Origin of the sequence: Paenibacillus pseudetheri, assembly GCF_924513355.1 — a bacterium.
GTDB lineage: Bacteria > Bacillota > Bacilli > Paenibacillales > Paenibacillaceae > Paenibacillus_AQ > Paenibacillus_AQ pseudetheri.
The window spans coordinates 75,677-94,892 of the sequence record NZ_CAKMAB010000023.1 but is presented as its reverse complement, the minus strand read 5'-3'; the positions used below and the strand labels follow the sequence as shown (position 1 = coordinate 94,892).

The following is a 19,216-nucleotide window of genomic DNA, read 5'->3' as shown; positions in this document are numbered from 1 at the left end:
ACAGTCTTTCTCCTAAACTCTTCATTGTACCGCTGCCGCTGTTCACCCATGTGAACACCTCCTTAGATATCTTCATTATCTTAATCTCTTAACGAGGTGTCCACTTTATATTCTAGGTCTATTCCCCCCTATATTACGTTGATTCACGTAAAAACAGCTACTTTTAGTGGATTTATAAGGAGGTTTTCCATATAAACTCACTTTTCGAGCAAAATCGGTCTATTTATAGGGAGATTTTCCCTATAACAGGCATACAATCATAGTTACTTTTGAAGTGCAGCTCTTTCTCACAATACACTCATCCCTAACCACTCCCCTCAACTCATGCTAATCAATCCCAGTAAAATAGGACATCCCGAGCTAACTCATAACCTACATTTCTAACGCCATTTTCCCTTTTTACGGCTTTCAGCCAGCCTTTCTCGCATAATCTCATAAGCATCAATCGTACCGTTTTAGGATCTAACGCGAAATAATCTGCTATATCTTTAAGTCGAACTACACCCGCTTTTCCAACTATATATCGGATAATTTCTTTCTCCGTGAGAATTGCTCCACCACTCGGTGCACTTACAATTTGGTAGCGGCTTAACGCCAATCTTAGCAGTGTAATACATAACTCAGGGCGCTGTTCCACATCGTCATAGGCAAATGAGATTACTTGGTAACCCATTCCGTACAGAAACGTCTCACGGTTTAGCTCATTACAATATTTCAGCCGATCCATGTCCCTCACATGCGCTGCATACCCTTTGATCTCGAACAAGAGTTTTATTGGCCCCGGCAAAAAGGCATAATCCGCGAAATAAGAACGTCCTCGCCAATCCAGCACCTCATACTCCGGATGTAGATCATTGAAATCCCCGCGAAGCGGCCACCATACATTCTGCAAAAACATTTCTTCAGCGTGGCGATGCCCTCTCTCCAATCGTCCCCGTCTCTCACCAGTCCTGCTTGCTAGATGCCTCTCAATAAATACTTCGTGGGCTTGTTCATAATTCATTCGATGTTCCCCCTGATTAATTTATTCCACGTAAAAAAACGCCCCGTTGCCACCACCGGATATACCAGAGTGTAACAGGGCGTTCTTCGCCACATATTATTAATGAGTCATAAATTCATAAAAGATCAGGTTACTTCGATTGCACCGGAGGTGCAAGGTTAGCGTGTGCGCGGCCTGGAATTTCACCAGTTTCCTCGTACGCTACAACAATCGCATCGATTTCCTTCTTCAGTTCGTTCACTAATTCCGCTTCAGGCACCTTACGAATCATCTGGCCGTAACGGAACAACAAACCTTCCCCACGGGCACCAGCAATACCAATATCCGCTTCACGCGCCTCACCAGGACCATTAACGGCGCAGCCGAGCACGGATACTTTAATAGGCACCTTAAGCTTCGAAATGTATTCTTCCACCTCGTTAGCAATAGAGAAAAGATCTATATCAAGTCGTCCGCAAGTCGGACAAGAAATAAGTGTGGCCGCGTTAGAGATCAGACCAAAGGTCTTCAGCAGCTCGCGTGCCACCTTAACTTCTTCTACCGGATCAGCGCTAAGCGAGATACGCAGGGTGCTGCCGATGCCCATAGAGAGTAGTGCACCGATACCCGCGGAGCTTTTTACTGTACCGGCAAACAAGGTGCCGGATTCTGTAATCCCGAGGTGCAGCGGATAAGGAATAACTTCCGCAGCCTGACGGTAAGCTTCGATGGCCATTGGCACATCGGATGCTTTTAAGGATACGATAATGTCGTGGAAATCCAACTCTTCCAAAATCCCAATATGGTACAGTGCACTTTCTACCATAGCTTCCGGAGTCGGATATCCGTATTTCTCCAAGAGATGATTCTCTAAAGATCCGGCGTTTACACCAATCCGAATCGGAATTCCTTTTTCTTTACACGCTTTAACTACTGCTTCTACCTTCTCCCGACGGCCGATGTTACCCGGATTAATCCGTACTTTATCGATGCCGTTCTCAATAGCCATCAGCGCGAGCTTATAGTTAAAATGAATATCCGCTACGAGTGGGATATGAATCTGCTTCTTGATCTCCTTAATCGCGGCGGCCGCCTCTTCATTGTTGACAGTAACGCGTACCAGTTGGCAGCCTGCTTCCTCAAGCCGTAAAATTTCGGCTACAGTAGCCTCCACATCAGCTGTTTTGGTTGTACACATGCTTTGAATCGCAACCTCGTTGTTTCCCCCAATAATGAGCCCGCCAACATTGACAGGACGGGTTTGGTGTCTCAAGAACATGATTTTTCTCCCCCATAACGCCAAAGCTCCACCCCTTCGCAACCGCTAGTGAAGCGGGATAAGCGGAAGAAAGGTGGAGACAGTGACATGTATTGTTAAGGTAAGCGACTTACGCGCTTTCCTCTTTCTTTTTGTCTTTCTTAAGGTTCAATTCAGGCAAAGCCTTCTCTTGAACGACCTGCTCCGTGATCACACAATCCTTAATATCATCGCGTGAAGGAACTTCATACATCACATCAAGCATGATGCTCTCAATAATCGCGCGCAGTCCACGGGCTCCCGTATTGCGTTTGATCGCTTCCTTGGCAATCGCTTCTAGTGCCAACGGTTCGAACTTCAGCGCTACGTTATCCATTTCCAGCAGCTTGATGTATTGTTTCGTGAGTGCGTTCTTAGGCTCGGAAAGGATACGCACCAGCGTATTCTCATCAAGCGGCTCCAAAGTCGAGATGACTGGCAGACGGCCTACAAATTCAGGGATTAGTCCGAATTTTAGCAAGTCTTCAGGCAATACCATCGACAAATATTCACCAGCCTTGAGATCCTTTTGTCCTTCAACCGCTGCGTTGAAGCCAATGACTTTTTTACCGATACGGCGTTTAATCATTTGCTCCAGACCGTCAAAGGCACCGCCTACGATGAACAAGATGTTCGTCGTATCAATTTGAATAAACTCTTGATGAGGATGCTTACGTCCACCTTGTGGAGGTACCGAAGCAACCGTTCCTTCGAGAATCTTCAGAAGTGCCTGCTGCACACCTTCACCGGATACGTCACGAGTAATGGACGGGTTCTCGGATTTACGTGCCACTTTATCAATCTCATCAATATAGATAATGCCGCGTTCGGCTTTCTCCACATCATAATCTGCCGCTTGAATCAGCTTAAGCAGAATGTTCTCAACATCCTCGCCGACATAACCAGCTTCCGTTAAGGAAGTAGCATCTGCGATAGCAAATGGAACGTTGATAATCTTCGCCATCGTCTGTGCGAGCAACGTTTTACCCGAACCTGTTGGACCGAGCAAAAGAATATTACTCTTCGTAAGTTCAACATCTTCGATTTTGCTTTGGCTGTTCACACGCTTATAGTGATTGTAAACCGCAACAGACAGCGATTTCTTCGCTTGCTCTTGACCGATTACATATTGATCCAAAATATCGCGGATTTCCTTTGGTTTCGGAATATCCTTCAGATCAAGCTCTTCCTCATGACCGAGTTCTTCTTCCACGATTTCCGTGCAAAGCTCGATACATTCGTCACATATATAAACGCCCGGTCCTGCTACAAGCTTACGAACCTGCTCTTGTGATTTGCCGCAAAAAGAACATTTCAATTGCCCTTTTTCATCATTAAATTTAAACATCTAACCACCCCTTTAAGATTTCATCGGTGAAGAAAGAACCTGGTCAATAAGCCCATATTCCTTGGCTTCTTCCGCGCTCATGAAGTTATCGCGGTCTGTGTCCCGTTCGATTTTTTCAAGGGGCTGACCTGTGCGATCTACATAAATTTGATTCAACTTCTGTTTCGTCTTGAGGATCCAGTCGGTATGAATCCAAATGTCGGATGCTTGACCTTGAACACCACCAAGCGGTTGATGAATCATAACTTCGCTGTTAGTCAGCGCATATCTTTTGCCCGGAGCCCCAGCTGTTAAAAGGAGCGATCCCATGCTTGCCGCCATCCCTACACAAATGGTTGAAACATCCGGTTTGATATATTGCATCGTATCGTATATACCCATGCCGGCTGTTACTGAACCACCGGGTGAGTTGAGGTACAAGTGAATGTCCTTCTCGGGATCATCTGCTGCAAGGAACAGCAGTTGAGCAATAACCAGATTGGCGACATCATCGTCAATCGCACTGCTTAAAAAAATAATGCGATCCTTGAGCAATCTGGAATAGATATCGTATGAACGTTCCCCACGACTTGTTGATTCCACAACCATTGGTACCAGACTCATGCCACCAACCTCTTTTCTCTATACAGATTAGTCTTATCGTTTCAAAAATATTTTAACACGTTCACGGCCCGATGTCATTTTTTCACTACAGTAGGCCTGTCCACTGCTTGTGATAGTGACGTCATCACGCCAATTTCCTTAATACCATACGCTCATACGGATACCTATGTAATTACATATATCTGTGCCCGAGGATAAAAATAAGGCACGTAACGAAACTTACGTGCCTTATCATATCTGTATGGAGGACGATTGCTCGGCCGTTCTAAGTAGTGTCAAGCTAAAACGCCTTTGGCGTCATTTTAAGGACGGTAAGCGTTTATGCGAGAATTATAAGAATAAAGTATAACGTGAAACTTATACCTTCTTATAATTTTAAAAATCTTACTCAGCTTTAGTGTCTTCAGCAGCTGGTACTTCTTCTACTGCTTCAACTTCTACACTATTGCTAACAAGGAAATCAATGGTTTTGCGCAAAGAAAGTTCTTCGCTCAAGCTGCCCAGTGAACCGTTAGCTGTCAAGATGCTGCGAATTTCTTCTGGAGTACGTTTGTAAGCTTCAGCCATAGTAGTCAACTCTTCGTTAACTTCTTCTTCGGAAACTTCAATGTTCTCTTGTTTAGCGATAACTTCCAGTACCAGGTTATTGCGAACGCGTTTTTCAGCATCGCCTTTCATTTGGTTCTGCAAGTCTTCACGAGTTTGACCCGAGAAGCTAAGGAACATATCCATGTTCATACCTTGTTGACGAAGACGAGTGTCGAAGTCACGAACCATGTTCTCAACTTCGCTGTTGATCATTGCTTCAGGGATTTCAACTTCAGCGTTTGCTGCTGCTTTATCAACAACTGCGTTCTCGCGAAGGCCTTTCAGTTCATCCTGTTTACGGGATTCGAGCTGAGCTTTCAGATCTGCTTTGTACTCTTCCAAAGTTTCGAATTCACTTACATCTTTAGCGAACTCATCATCGAGTGCAGGAAGTTGTTTGCGTTTGATTTCGTGCAGTTTCACTTTGAATACTGCTTTCTTACCCGCAAGGTTCTCTGCATGGTACTCTTCAGGGAAAGTAACTTCAACATCTTTGAAATCTCCAGTGGACATTCCCACTACTTGCTCTTCAAATCCAGGAATGAAGGAGTTGCTACCAAGTTCAAGAGAGTGACGCTCAGCTTTTCCGCCTTCGAACGGTACGTCATCAACATATCCGTCAAAATCGATCACAGCGATGTCGCCGTTAGCTGCTGCTTCTTCTTCAACGACTACGAGTTCAGCATGACGCTCTTGCAGACGAGCAAGCTCAGCGCTCAGCTCTTCTTCAGTCACTTCAGCTTTTTGTACTGGAACTTCCAGACCTTTGTAATCGCCGAGCTTCACTTCAGGTTTAACCGTGATCTTCGCTTTGAAGATAAAGGATTGGCCTTTAGCAAATTGCTCAATATCAACTTCAGGACGGTCTACAGGGAAGATATCAGTTTGTTCAACTGCTTCACCGTAAGCTTCAGGAAGAAGAATGTCGATTGCATCTTGGTACAAGCTTTCTACACCAAAACGGGATTCAAAGATCGGGCGCGGCACTTTACCTTTACGGAAGCCTGGTACGTTAGCTTTTTTAACGACTTTGTTAAAAGCTTTATCAAGTGCTGCTGTTACGCGTTCTGCGTCTACTTCTACTTCAAGAACTCCAAGGTTCTTCTCTATTTTTTCCCATGTTGCTTTCATATTATACTTTTCCCTCCAAAATATAGGTTCACAAGTTTACTTCAAAAAATGATTACAATCCACGCACAGAATAACCATTATATTATATACAACATTACTTTATTTATCAAGTAGAGAAGTCTTTACAAAACCCTTGAGCGAACGATAAGCCCCCTCAAATTGAAAGCGCATGCCGTCTGTAATGCCGTACATTCCACGAGTCTCTTCCTCCTGCCGTGTACCGTTTAGGCTCTCAGATACAAACTGGTGTAACGCCCCCGCCCAAATATCTAGTAGCGCGTCTTCCCCATCCAGTATTTTCCGATAATCTTCCGATCCATAAATCGACATGACGAACTGGCCCCAGAGCTCCTGTGCAAAATAATACAGCGTAGGCTCGTGTACCTCCGCCTGCTCGGCTACCCGCTCGAGCACCTGACTCACCTGCGGTGGAAAATCCTCTGTCTGCAGCGGCACACTTTCAATCTCTACAATTGCTGTTTCGTGACCACGAATCAGATGGACTGTTCCCTGCATCCCACGCCGCCGAAGGGTCTGCAGGGTCCGAAATTGCAGCAGCGGGTGAACATTATCCCTCTGCAGCCATGCCGTCAGCGCCTCATCGACTCCGCCGCCTTCCAGATAAGAAAGCTGCTCTAACGCTAGGATTGTCGCCTCTGACAGCGGCTCATTCATTATCCGCTGCAGCAGCTTTTGAGGATACCCCGCATCCTCAGTCATTTTTGATTTGGCCAAAAGACGGGCCATATCTTCTTCCCTTAAATCTTCGTCTTCGGGGTGAACGGCTCCTTCCGCATCTCCATTCTGAGAGGCATAGGGGAAAGCCGTTTCGAGCCATCCCAGCAGAGACCGCCATTCCTCGTAATTTCGCTCTTCCTGTCCTTGACACTGCAACAAAAAACGCAGCAGCTCCATCGCTTCCCCGTATCGTTCACTCTCCAGCATCACCGTAAGCTGGATTTGATAATAGTCCAGTGTCTTGGGAAACAGGACGATATTCTCTTTTGTGGCAGGGGAATCTGAATCTTTAATGAGGGCACCTCCTTATAGCTAATTATGTGAATTGAATTCTAAAACGTCATAAATGTTATTAAGACCTTAAGCTTCATCCGAAACTTAATAATTGTAGATTATAGCATACCCCGTACTCTTTTTAAAAAACAGCTTGAAAAACTTCAACAGGCATGATATGATAATTCCTGCTTGCTTTTCAGCCAGCAATCATGTCCCGGTAGCTCAGCTGGATAGAGCATGCGCCTTCTAAGCGCACGGTCAGGGGTTCGAATCCCTTCCGGGACGTCAGAGTAACAGCCTTCCTTCGGGGAGGCTGTTTTTGCGTTCAGGGGATGCGAAGCACAGAGGTTCGTCGGAGTATATGCATCGAAAACATACGCTTCGCAATCAGCCCTTTAGGGCTGTATTCCGCCTAGGACTCGTTAACAGCCTTCCTTCAGGGAGGCTGTTAATGCGTTCAGAAAGAAAAAACGCTCGGCATGAGCGCTTAAAATAGGTGCTGGCAGCTTCGCTCTTCAGGTCAGACTTCTAATAAACACCGAACAGTTAGCTTCGTTAAACAGCCTATGTTAGGCGGCCGGGGTGGTGCGGATACGGTTGACGTTTCTCGGAGTTACTTGCGGTGCGTATAGGATGGGTACGTTCAGGGCATTAGGTTTGTAGAGTAACTTTGGCAGTTGTTCTGGTGCGGATACGGTTGACGTTTCTCGGAGTTACTTGCGGTGCGTATAGGATGGGTACGTTCAGGGCATTAGGTTTGTAGAGTAACTTTGGCAGTTGTTCTGGTGCGGATACTGTTGACGTTTCTCGGAGTTACTTGAAGTGCATGTAGGCTTGGGTACGTTCAGGTACTTTCTAGTGTGGAACTCTCCTAGGACCAGATCGAAAAGGATTATATCTATCCTAGCTAGACTGTAACTATAGGAAATCCTCCCTATAAAATTGCCTATAATCGCTAAAAACCAAGCTTTATAGGGAATTTCTCCCTTTAATATTACTCAAAATCTCTATTCATGATCAAATTTGGGATATTATAGGGAGGATTTCCCTATATAAGCATTAGAGACCATAGAGCGTCGAATTATAGGGAGATATTCCCTGTATACGAATACTCAACAAACAATCCATAAGTAGTCCTCAAGGAATTCACGAATCCGTGAACACTCCACGCGTAACCTTTGATAACTCACCGATTCCCGAGCACTCTACGTATAATCCTCCATCCACCAATTCAGTTCTTAACAAATCTACTATTTCTCATTTGTTCACCAAATTCACCAAGTTGAGCGTAATCAATTCATCTCAGAATATCAGCCTATCGAAAATACCTAACTAGGCCGGTTGAACAATTCGTCTCTCCATTAATAAAGACTCCAATAAATCTCCAAAAAGCTGTTCTCAGCGAACGGTAATATCCTCTGAGCGCAGCTTTTCTTAAATGGAGGGTTACACCATACAAACCTACCTACGAATAAAGGCCCACAGGTTTCCCCCGTAGACCCCCATTCATTACTTCCGGCGATTTCCCAGCCATAACGGAAATCGAAATATAAAATTGATAAACAAAACAACAAATACAAGTACGGCTGCAGACTTATCAGCAATTTGACGCGCATCTTCTACAATCGCCTCGGATTGTACATACCAAAGGTGTACGGCCAATGTTTCACCCGGCGAGAACAGATTGAAATCCCACATTTCGCCCGAGGTACTGAGACCAGCGGTAAGGATAATAACCGCAGACTCCCCGAAGGCGCGTCCAGCAACGAGACAAATCCCAGTAACTATGGCAGACATTGCAACGGGTAGGACTACCGTACGGATCACATGGAATTTAGTCATCCCAAGCGCATAACCAGCCTCGCGGATCTCCCCGGGAACGGCACGTACCGCTTCCTCTGTCACTCGCGCAAGCATAGGTAGATTCAGCAGCGCCAGGCTGACGCCTCCGCCAAGAATCGTCAGACCGATATCGAAATATTCCGCGAAAATTGCAAGTCCGAGCATACCGAACACAATCGAAGGTACCGATGAAAGAGATTCTACACAAATACGTAGTGCCCCTGTAAATTTATTATCTGGCGCATACTCAGCCATATAGATTCCCGCACCCAAACCAATTGGAACGGAAATAAACAGCGAGATGAACAAAATGTAAAATGAGTTGAACAGTACCGGACCAATCCCACCACCTGGATCAATCTCTTCCGGCTGTTTAATCAAGAAATCGGGCCGAAGTGCCGGTAAACCTTTACTAAGAATCGTGAAGAGCAGCCAGAAGATCAGCAGCATGACTAAAGCCCCAAGCGTATAAAACCCTATGGTTGCAAGTTTATTGTTTCTTTGAGCACGCGCTGTATGCTTTGTACTTGCGAATCCGTTCACGCTGCATCCCTCCTTTTTCTACCCAGCACGCGGATGATCAGAATTAATACAAATGATATTACTAGCAGGAGAAATGCCATCATATGTAGCGCATAGTTCCAAGTAGAGTCAAACTCTACATTGGAGATTTGCATAACGATATTACTAGTCAGCACCGATGATGGCGTGAATAACGTCTTCGCCAATTGCGGTGTATTCCCGATAACCATAACTACAGCCATCGTCTCACCCACAGCACGAGTCATACCTAGAATAACCGCAGAGATAATTCCCCGGCTAGCCGCAGGCAGGACTACACGCATGATGACCTGTAAACGGGTAGATCCAAGAGCATATGCAGCATCCCGATATTTGCGCGGCACAGAGACAATGGCATCATCACTGATTCGGCAAATCGTTGGCAGCACCATTAATGCGAGCACAAGTGCAGCAGCTAACAAGCCATCACCTAAGCTCTCACCACTAATTCTGCGCAAAAAAGGAAGTAATACCGTTAAGCCTATATATCCGTAAACAATTGAAGGAATACCTACCAATAAATCTAGCACTGGACGGATAAAAGTCTTCATCCATTTTGGAGCAATTTCTGCACAAAGCACTGCCATCCCTACCGAGATAGGAACTGCGATCAGCAGCGTTAATGCAGTTAGTGAAAGTGTATTTACAATGAAGGCAGCCGCTCCAAAAGAATCCTCTTCCGGCGTCCAGTTAAAGGAAAAGAAAAAGTCCGCAGGCGAGAGATGGCCGAACAGAAGCATAGCCGTTTTGCCGATAAATAGAATTACAAGTGCAAGCACGAAGCAAAGCGCAAGAATGCTGAATAAAAAATAAAACTTAAACAATTTGTTGCTAAACAAATGTCTACCATGACGTTTGGGATTAGCGCTAACCTGCGTTACGCTCTCTTTTCCCCTAGTTGCCAAGCCGTGGACTGGTGCCCCCATACTTTCCCTCCTGTAAGCGGCCACCCCCGTATCAAGATCGGAGCTGGCCGCTGTTACCGTTCAATATGAATATGATCTTTAGATGTTATTAGCCCTTCATTGCTGCGATCGGAATAAATTTAAGCTTTTTCAGGGAACCTTGTTGGAACTTCTTGCTTTGTACGTATTCGATGAATTCTTTTGTTGCGCCAGTAGGTTGGCCTTTAGTCATGTAGTAACCATAAGCCCAGATCTTATAAGATCCATTGATTACGTTGTCTGTAGTAGCAGCTACACCGTTGTGTTTAACAGCTTTTACGTCGCCACTTACATATACAAGGTCGATATAACCGATAGAGTTAGGAGTTGTTCCTACGGCTGTTTTCATGTCACCGGAAGAACCAGTTTCTTTGTAGTTCTTAGCTTTTTTAACGATATCTCCGCCATCCAAAGCTTTAGCTTGATAGTTAACGCGTGTACCGGAACCGAAAGAACGAGTGATAACCACGATATCGGCATCTGCACCGCCTACTTCTTTCCAGTTCGTGATTTTACCTGCGTAAATTCCTTTAAGCTGTTCTGTTGTAAGGTTATCTACGCCAACATTTTTGTTCACAATTGTAGCAAAAGGAATAACAGCTACTTTGTTTGCTACTTGACCGTCAAAAGCTTTGAAGCCTGGTACGTCGATGCTAGCATCCCAGTCGCAAGCGCCGATATCAGCGATGCCTTTTTTAACAGCTTGAGGTCCAGTTACTGAACCTTTACCTGATGCTGCGATTTTCACTTTAGGGTGCAGCTTTTGGAATTCTTTTGCCGCTTGAAGCGTCAATGGAAGAAGTGCGGTTGAACCGTTAACTGTGATTTTACCTTTAAGTGAATCGGCTGCTGCTGCAACCCCTGCGAAAGATGCGGTTACCGCAATTACAGCCGTTAGAGCCGTTACTGTTAACTTTTTGAAAATCTTCATTTGTATTATTTCTCCTCTCGGCTCTACGCCGTTAAAATATGATTAGGGATATTTATTATTTCGAAAGTTGCAATGCTTTACCGCCTTGAACCACCCATACACCGCCATCGCTTACGATAGCAAGCTTGCTTCCGTCTTTCGAAACTGCAACTTCAGATACGTCTTCAGCGGAGCGGAACAGCTCACTCTTTGCTCCATTATTATCAATGGAATAGACCACTGTGCTTCCGTCTGCCGCCGAACCTGCTACAACCAAACCATTGTTAACGCCAGTAGACCAATTTACTTCAACATCCAGTGCAATGTTACTGCTTGTTCCATCTGCTTTTACAACCTTCAATGTGTTAGCAGCGTTACCCTCAGCATCTGCACTAAGGTATACGACGCTACCATCCGCTGAAATTTCAGGGTACAGCTTGTTATCCGGTGTAGTTGTCAGTGCAGCTGGTTTAGCATCTTTTATAGCCAGGTCAAGCTTGTAAAGCTGCTCTCCAGCAGAGCTGAAGTCTACAGTAAGGGAATCTTCTGTGCTGTCCGCATCGTTTTTAGCAACACCCGTCAAGTTAACGATATAAACAGCGCTCTTTTGGTCAGCGGAAATGCGCAGTTCGGATTTATTTTCTACCTTATCCGCCAATACGGATTTAACTTCACCAGTGTCTACAGAGATTTTCGCGATTTTCTCTTGCTTGTCACCTTGGATGAAATAAATACTTTTACCATCGTTCGACCAAACCAGATCCGTTTTTACACTATTGTCAGTACCCAGTGTTTTAGTAGCTCCGCTAGACAGGTTAATCAGATTCAACAAACCAGTCTCATCATTGAAAGCTCCCCACTGCCCATCTGGCGATACTGCAAAATCCACTGCACTGTCATTTGATGAAAATACTTCATAGTTACCTGGCTCAGTGCTGAACTTGATAAGTTGAGCAGATTCAGCATCACTTTTGTTCGCAATCAGACTTCCAGCTGCTGTCCAGTGCAAAGTATCAAACAATCCTTCAGGACGAGCAAAGCTTAGAATCGTGCTAGCATCAGGATCCAGCTCTCCACCTAATGCATAAACTAACTTAGAAAGCTCTACATAGGTTTTACCGTTATAAAATACTGGAGCAACTGTGAATGTCTCGGAATTACCATCTACTTGATAGCTCTTTGATCCTGTTTTGAGCTTTACATTATGTAATCCTTTGCTGTCATTAAGTTCAAACCCGCCAGCTCCAAGTACTAACTTAGCTCCAATTTCACCAGCTACCTGATTCAGCGAGTACAGCTTGTAACCACTGCTATTAATGGTGTTAAACACAATCGGCGTACCGTTTACGTTCCAAGTAGTTGTACCTTCTTTAACTGCTGTTTTAGCAGCGGTTTGATTGGTAGCTACAGATTTTACATTACTGCCGATGCTAGCTGCAGATACACTCCCAACGCCTACTGTTGCAAGAAGTGCTGAAGCGAGCGTTGCGCTAATCCATTTACTGTTTTTCAATTAGATTCACCCTTTTCGTATAGGTAACTGCTAATGTCATTTTCGTCTACAATTGTCAACTCTGTTGCAGAGGAATGTTATGGAAATATTAACTATAATTATTTTTTTGAAAAAGTAGGTATATTAGCGTACTAGACTGCTAAATTCAGATAAACCAAATGGACTAGACACGAAAAAGCCTCATGGGGGATAGCTCTGCGGTGTGCAGTAGCTTTTACTCCATGAGGCTTTTTGTAAATGTGATCTACACTAACTATTCATTTAAATGCTTTTCCAACGTTCTCCGTACAGCTCCTGGTCCTTTCAGCATCTCATAGAAGTAACTTTCAATTTTGCTGCCCAGACCGATTTCATATAACGGTACACCAAAAATCTTCTCATTATCTAGAATTCTATGCACATTAGAGGTCGAATCTCCCAAAGTCACTCCTTGCAGATGTGCTTGAAGTGACTCTATTAACGGATCAGGACTCCGCTCAAATGAATTCCCTTCATCATCCACTCCGATCAAATAGCGGCACCAAGCAGCAATTGCTAGTGGAATCGCCGTCAACTCAGCTGGATGAAGATCTTCGCGTTGTACATAGGATTTGATCGTTTCCCCATAACGAATGCCAACCTTCTGCGACGTATCTGTCGCAATTCGCTGCGGGGTGTCCGGAATAAATGGATTCGCAAATCGCTCTTGCAGCACTTCATCCAAGAACTGCTGTGGACGTAGAATGATTGGATCTACAACTACAGGCAATCCTTCCTTGTACCCAATCCACTCGGCTAATGTACGTAGGGTCTGATCCTGCATCTCATCCGAAATCTGCTTATAGCCTAGTAGACAGCCAGTAACCGCTAATGCAGTATGCAAGGGGTTTAGACAGGTGGTAACCTTCATCGTTTCTACCCTGTTCACGGTCTCACGATCTGTGAATATAATGCCGGCTTCTTCTAATAAAGGTCGCCCATTCGTAAACTTATCCTCAATGACCAGATATTCACTAACTTCTGCGTTAACAAAAGGTGCGGTATGAGCGTTTCTCGAGGTAATAAGTATATCCATGCCGCCAATCCCTTGCTCCTGTAAAGCATTACGTACTTCCTCGGATGGACGTGGTGTGATTTTATCGATCATCGACAAGGGGAATGTTATTCGACTCTCGTCTTCGAGGTACGCAACAAAACCTTCCTCCACAACCCCTTTCGCAGCCCATGCCTTGGCGATTGTAATCACGCTATTTTTCAACATATCCCCATTGTGCGAACAGTTATCCATACTAACAAATGTCATCGGATACTGGCCTTTTAGATATCGACGGTACGCTAGAGAAGCGATCACACTCATGCTGTGGGAAGGCTGCTCTGGCCCTTGCTCCATATCATTCTTCACGATATCAAGGTACATTCCATTAGAATCCGTCAAGGTATAACCTTTCTCTGTAATGGTGAAGCTGGCCATCTGCAGGCTCGGATTTTCAAAAATTTCTACCAAACGGCAGTAATCCTGCGCTCGATTCTTGTTTGCCATAATGGCCTCGGTAATGCTGCTAATGACCTTTTTCGTAAGCTCGCCACTCGCATTCATTAATACGAGAAGTGTTAAATGATCATGCGGCTTATAAATCTTGTCAATCAATTCGTAGTCAGAGGAGGTAGCGGCTATAATACCTGTATCTGCTTTTCCAAGCTCCAACAGCTTCTGGTGAGCATTCGCAATAAATCCCCGGAAAATATTCCCCGCTCCAAAATGAATCCATTCCGGCCTAACGCGCGTATTCTCCGCCACCTGCTCATAATCAAACTGAGGAAGCTCCACGTCAGCGTCCTTCCACGCCTCTGCACATGATTGAATACTCTCTCTTGTCAGGAGCAGCATTCACTTCACCCCCGTTGTATTGTCGAGGCTATCCCATACACCAAGTAAATACATGATCCCCATTGCTCTATCATATAGCCCGTATCCTGGGCGGCAATTCTTCTCTTCTCCCCACAAGTGACGACCATGATCTGGACGCACATACCCTGTAAATCCGTTCTCATGATACGCTTTGACAACCTCTGCCACATCCACACTGCCATCCCGTCCACGATGAGAGACCTCAATAAAATCTCCGTTCTCAAAAACCTTAACATTTCGAATATGAGCAAAATGAATACGATTACAGAATTCCCGAATCATAGCTGGCAGATCGTTCTTCGGATTCGTACCAAGCGACCCAGTGCAGAAGGTTAATCCATTATATGGACTATCTACTGCGTCAAGTAAACGACGGATCGTATCGCGGCTACGGACAATGCGGGGCAAGCCAAAGATCGGCCAAGCAGGATCATCGGGATGAATAGCCATTTTGATGTCGACTTCTTCACAGACAGGAATAATGCGCTTCAGAAAATAGACCAAGTTCCCGAACAGCTTTTCTTCCGTTACATCTGCATAAGCGGCGAATAGCTCATCGAGCTTCGCAAGACGCTCCGGCTCCCAGCCTGGCATCGTAAATTTGCCTGCTCCCTCTAAAATGCGATTAACCATGTCGCGTGGGTTCTCATTGATCGCTGCATTTTCGTAAAAAAGAGCATTCGAGCCATCCGGTAATTCCTTGTACAGCTCGGTCCTAGTCCAGTCAAAGATCGGCATAAAATTGTAACAGATCACTTTAACACCGACCTTAGCTAACTTCCGTATGGTGTCTATGTAGATATCGATATATTTATCACGCGTCGGGAGTCCAATCTTGATATCATCATGGACGTTCACACTCTCTACTACGGCAGTGCTAAACCCTTTGCTCGTAATTTGATCCGTAGTCTTTAGAATTTGATCCATGTCCCACACTTCGCCTGCTACCTTATGGTGTAGTGACCAGACAATGCCCATTACCCCCGGAATTTGCCGGATATGATCAAGCGTAATATTGTCATTGCCTTCCCCATACCATCTCCATGTCATGTTCATCTAAATAAAACCTCCTATAATTTCATATGTCGTGATCTTGTATACAAGATAATATACTCAAATATTAGGATGAATTATAGCCATTGTCAATGACATTAATATATTTATTGGAAACTTGTATACAAGATGTTGTGAATATATAATTGAAATAAACTTTCTTCTATCCACATCCCGCTTCATGTATACTAATTACAAATTCAATGGCAATGGAGACGTAACCGCATGTCCACCAAAAAAGATATTTTGAACCTATTAAAGCACGAAATTCTTAACCTAACGCTAAAGCCTGGAACCATTCTGAGTGAGACGGTGTTGTCCGAACGGTTTCAGATATCCAGAACACCTTTGCGCGATGTACTAAAGCAGCTGTCAATCGAGTCCTATATTGATGTGTATCCGAAGAAAGGGAATCTTGTTTCATACGTTGATTTGGAATCCGTCGAGCAAATCATCTATTTAAGAAGTGTTCTGGAAAAAGATATAATCAAAGGTTTATCGGGTAGCCTTACGCTTAAAGGTATTATGGAGCTTAAGAAGAATTTAGAAGAGCAAAAAAACGCCATATATCAGGAACATGCACTTGAGCACTTTCTTATGTTAGATGACACGTTTCATAGAACATTGTTTATACTTGCAGGCCATGAATTTTTGTGGAAGCTAATTAAGTTCTCCAATGTACATTATGAAAGGTATCGTCGCTTGCATATGCTAAAGCAAGAAAAGCTGGAGAAAATTCTGAACGAACATCATATGATCCTGGATTGTATGACAAACCATGAAACAGACAAAGTAGATGAATTAGTCCAGCATCATTTGCGTGAAGATATTAATTCCCTATACTTGCTGGAGAATTTTGCAGATTATATTAGAGCGTAATAACACGTATTTTACATAGTCTATTTAAAAATAAAAAGACCGCCTCAAGCAGTCATTTTCATGGCTTTTGGGACGGTCTCTTTTCATTTATCGTTGTAGCTAAAATGACAAACCATCATTCAAACCGAAACCAACCGAAATCGAACTGACTTCCAGGCAAGAAGATAAACGTTGTAAATTCGATCAGTTGAATGTTAGATTCTTCACCCTCTTCGAAGCGAAGATGAATGGTGTTCTTATCGATCGGAGATCTCCCACAAATGACAAGCTTGGAAGTACCTTCCGTCGTAAAATCCATCTGCATCGATACCATCCAATACTATTCTCATATAAGTCTAACATGTTATAAATCAACCAATCATGAGGAAGATCGACGGGGTGGAAATCCAAGGACTCAGCATCCGTCACTTCTAAAGTGCTCTTGGCAAATTCCCAGCCCTCATTAAATAATCTTTTTTGATTCAAAGTGTATCTTCTTTTCTTCTCATAGGATTATGAAACAAAGGGAGAGATAATTAGAAGGAGTGGCCCTAATGGACACACTCCTCTTAATGCTAATATTTAGTATATTGTGCGTTGATGCTCGTCTGGGATACCGCTTTTTCGATAGAAATACGTATTGATGATATCTCTCCACTCGCGGGCATGCAGTGCCTGTTCATTCAGACGGTCTGCCACCTGTCGGTGTCTGCTGTCGTCCATTTTCCCCTTAAGGGATTGCCACTTCTCTTTCAACCCTGCTGCCCGATCCACGCCATCAAAATGCGTATCATAAATATGCTGGATGACCGTTTTACCAGATTTAAGAATATGCGTATACGGTACATGATGAAAGAACAGTAATAGCTCATCTGGACAAGTAGCTACCGATTCATACAAATCTACATTCGCTCCTTGATACTGAGCAACATATCCCGTACCTGTCTTTATTGTCCGGTCTACGCCAATACCTTGTAGGTCCGCAAAATGGTACGTTCCCCATTTCGAATATTCATATCCATCCACATTTGGACCATAATGATGATCCGGATTAACCATCCAGCCTACGCCAAGCGGCGAAGTGTAAGATTCATAGATATGCCAAGAGGTTAACAAGATCTCACGAATCGTATTTATTAACTGCTCATCCTCTGCACCGAATGTGAGCATAATCCATTCCTTCGCGATTTGCTCAGCAATTAATTCCGGATTACAAGCGAGACGACCGTAACCATACAGATTGGCCTGCGCTAATAAATGCCCTGTCCAGTTATGATCATTGCCAATATTCGAAACAGCAGCGAAGCCGCTATATTTATTACCGTACATGGATCCATCGACAACCCGTTTTACCGATGAACCTGAATCCGCTGCATACGTATCAAAATCAAGAACTTCTTTCCACTGTGGAACGAGGTAGCAAACATGACGCTGTTGGCCTGTATATTCCTGTGTAATCTGAAATTCAATCATCATATTCGTATGCTTCATGGCACCGAACAATGGAGATACGCCTTCCCGTACTTGGAAATCCATAGGACCATTCTTCACCTGTAAAATAACATTCTCCATGAACTGGCCATCCAGCGGTTTAAAGTGATCATATGCCGCTCGTGCACGATCGGTGGAGCGATCCCGCCAATCCTGTTTGCAATTGTAAACGAAGCAGCGCCAGATGACGATTCCCCCGAAAGGCAATAAAGCTTCAGCTAACATATTCGAACCCTCTGCATGATCACGATCATAAGTAAACGGCCCTGGACGATTCTCTGAATCAGCTTTTACGAGAAGACCACCGAAATCTGGAATCACTTTATAGATTTCTATTACCTTAGCCTTCCACCATTGGCGTACATCAGAATCTAATGGATCCGCTGTATTCAATCCACCAATTTCGATCGGGCTAGCATAGTTAATACTTAGAAATAGCTTCACACCATAGTTACGGAAGATATCGGCAATCTTCGCGATGTCAGGAAGATAGCGCTCCGTAATAAACATCGTTTCAAACCGATGTACATTGACATTATTTATAGCAATTGCATTGATTCCTATCGAAGCGAGCATTCTCGCGTAATCTTGCAACCGATCGAAGTCCTCAGTAATTTCGTTGTCCGTATAGAATATGGATTTACCCGCGTAACCACGCTCGATACTTCCATCAATGTTATCCCATTGATTCATCATACGGAGAAGATTTACAGGATTGTCCACCACATCCAACGTTTCGATAGATTGACCCGTTCCAAGCAAACGTAGGAATGCAAATACGCCGTACAGTAATCCCACGGGTGTGGAAGCACCAATTGCAATACAGTCCTTCTCCGTGTTTGTTCGAATGGCATATCCTTCTGATCCAATTGCTGTCCTTGTAGCCTCGCTAAAGGTATGCGTAATCAACGGATGATTACTATCAAACGTACCGATTGCAATACAAGCTTGTTTATCTTTATCCTGAGATTCAGCAATGGTAGCTTCTATATCGAGCATTCCTTGTATGCCACGTGTTAGTTCTCGCACAGCACTTTTGATCACTGGATGATCTTGTTTGACTGTCAAGATGTTAGAGCACCAAGGAGAATAGCACTCTATTACTGCACTCGATTGAATATAAGGATATTCGAGCCAAGCTTTATACTCTGCGTTATGTAATTCTGTCTTTTGTTCTGCCATAATTCATTGTC

General features: G+C 44.1%; 15 protein-coding genes and 1 tRNA gene. 2 read left to right on the top strand and 14 right to left on the bottom strand.

All coding sequences use genetic code 11. The features are described 5' to 3' along the window. Positions 1 to 331: 331 nt before the first annotated feature. From L1028_RS19550 to L1028_RS19525, 6 genes are all read right to left on the bottom strand, one after another. Positions 332 to 1,003 carry a helix-turn-helix domain-containing protein gene (locus L1028_RS19550; RefSeq protein ID WP_234538176.1) on the bottom strand — a complete coding sequence of 224 codons (672 nt, stop codon included), beginning with the start codon at positions 1,001 to 1,003 and terminating at the stop codon, positions 332 to 334. Between the two features lie 130 nt (positions 1,004 to 1,133). Continuing rightward, positions 1,134 to 2,261 carry a flavodoxin-dependent (E)-4-hydroxy-3-methylbut-2-enyl-diphosphate synthase gene (ispG, locus tag L1028_RS19545; protein WP_060621818.1) on the bottom strand — a complete coding sequence of 376 codons (1,128 nt, stop codon included), beginning with the start codon at positions 2,259 to 2,261 and terminating at the stop codon, positions 1,134 to 1,136. A 109-nt stretch (positions 2,262 to 2,370) separates the two neighbouring features. Further along, entirely contained in the window at positions 2,371 to 3,627 is a 1,257-nt protein-coding gene (gene clpX, locus L1028_RS19540; protein WP_094878939.1) for an ATP-dependent protease ATP-binding subunit ClpX, read from the bottom strand. 12 nt (positions 3,628 to 3,639) lie between these two features. After that, positions 3,640 to 4,230, bottom strand: a complete 591-nt coding sequence (gene clpP / locus L1028_RS19535; RefSeq protein WP_036685049.1) for an ATP-dependent Clp endopeptidase proteolytic subunit ClpP — start codon at positions 4,228 to 4,230, stop codon at positions 3,640 to 3,642. Positions 4,231 to 4,614: 384 nt separating this feature from the next. Further along, positions 4,615 to 5,949 (bottom strand): trigger factor, encoded by a 1,335-nt coding sequence (gene tig / locus L1028_RS19530; protein ID WP_234538173.1) that lies wholly within the window; start codon positions 5,947 to 5,949, stop codon positions 4,615 to 4,617. A gap of 99 nt (positions 5,950 to 6,048) precedes the next feature. Next, the gene (locus tag L1028_RS19525) at positions 6,049 to 6,894 is read right to left on the bottom strand and encodes a hypothetical protein (RefSeq protein WP_234538204.1); all 846 of its coding nucleotides are present in this window, start codon (positions 6,892 to 6,894) and stop codon (positions 6,049 to 6,051) included. A gap of 280 nt (positions 6,895 to 7,174) precedes the next feature. On the opposite strand from L1028_RS19525, the gene L1028_RS19520 reads away from it, so the two are divergent. Continuing rightward, a tRNA-Arg gene (locus L1028_RS19520) sits at positions 7,175 to 7,248 on the top strand. Positions 7,249 to 8,472: 1,224 nt separating this feature from the next. Here the strand turns inward: L1028_RS19520 and pstA are convergent. The 6 genes from pstA to uxuA form a co-directional block, all read right to left on the bottom strand. Beyond that, positions 8,473 to 9,348, bottom strand: coding sequence for a phosphate ABC transporter permease PstA (gene pstA / locus L1028_RS19515; protein WP_234538147.1), 876 nt, complete (start codon positions 9,346 to 9,348; stop codon positions 8,473 to 8,475). Continuing rightward, positions 9,345 to 10,292, bottom strand: a complete 948-nt coding sequence (gene pstC / locus L1028_RS19510; protein ID WP_234538144.1) for a phosphate ABC transporter permease subunit PstC — start codon at positions 10,290 to 10,292, stop codon at positions 9,345 to 9,347. Before pstC ends, pstA begins: the two co-directional genes overlap by 4 nt. A gap of 88 nt (positions 10,293 to 10,380) precedes the next feature. After that, on the bottom strand, positions 10,381 to 11,241 hold the full coding sequence (locus tag L1028_RS19505) for a phosphate ABC transporter substrate-binding protein (protein WP_234538107.1): 861 nt from the start codon (positions 11,239 to 11,241) through the stop codon (positions 10,381 to 10,383). 55 nt (positions 11,242 to 11,296) lie between these two features. Beyond that, the gene (locus tag L1028_RS19500) at positions 11,297 to 12,733 is read right to left on the bottom strand and encodes a stalk domain-containing protein (RefSeq protein WP_234538103.1); all 1,437 of its coding nucleotides are present in this window, start codon (positions 12,731 to 12,733) and stop codon (positions 11,297 to 11,299) included. A 253-nt stretch (positions 12,734 to 12,986) separates the two neighbouring features. Next, positions 12,987 to 14,600 (bottom strand): mannitol dehydrogenase family protein, encoded by a 1,614-nt coding sequence (locus L1028_RS19495; RefSeq protein WP_234538100.1) that lies wholly within the window; start codon positions 14,598 to 14,600, stop codon positions 12,987 to 12,989. After that, complete coding sequence (uxuA, locus tag L1028_RS19490; RefSeq protein WP_234538097.1) at positions 14,601 to 15,677, bottom strand: mannonate dehydratase; 1,077 nt, start codon at positions 15,675 to 15,677, stop codon at positions 14,601 to 14,603. 222 nt (positions 15,678 to 15,899) lie between these two features. On the opposite strand from uxuA, the gene L1028_RS19485 reads away from it, so the two are divergent. Then, complete coding sequence (locus tag L1028_RS19485) at positions 15,900 to 16,553, top strand: GntR family transcriptional regulator (RefSeq protein WP_234538076.1); 654 nt, start codon at positions 15,900 to 15,902, stop codon at positions 16,551 to 16,553. A gap of 115 nt (positions 16,554 to 16,668) precedes the next feature. Here the strand turns inward: L1028_RS19485 and L1028_RS19480 are convergent, their stop codons facing one another. Beyond that, positions 16,669 to 16,857 (bottom strand): hypothetical protein, encoded by a 189-nt coding sequence (locus L1028_RS19480; protein ID WP_234538073.1) that lies wholly within the window; start codon positions 16,855 to 16,857, stop codon positions 16,669 to 16,671. Positions 16,858 to 17,114: 257 nt separating this feature from the next. Beyond that, positions 17,115 to 19,205 carry an alpha-glucuronidase family glycosyl hydrolase gene (locus tag L1028_RS19475; RefSeq protein WP_234538070.1) on the bottom strand — a complete coding sequence of 697 codons (2,091 nt, stop codon included), beginning with the start codon at positions 19,203 to 19,205 and terminating at the stop codon, positions 17,115 to 17,117. Positions 19,206 to 19,216 lie beyond the last annotated feature (11 nt).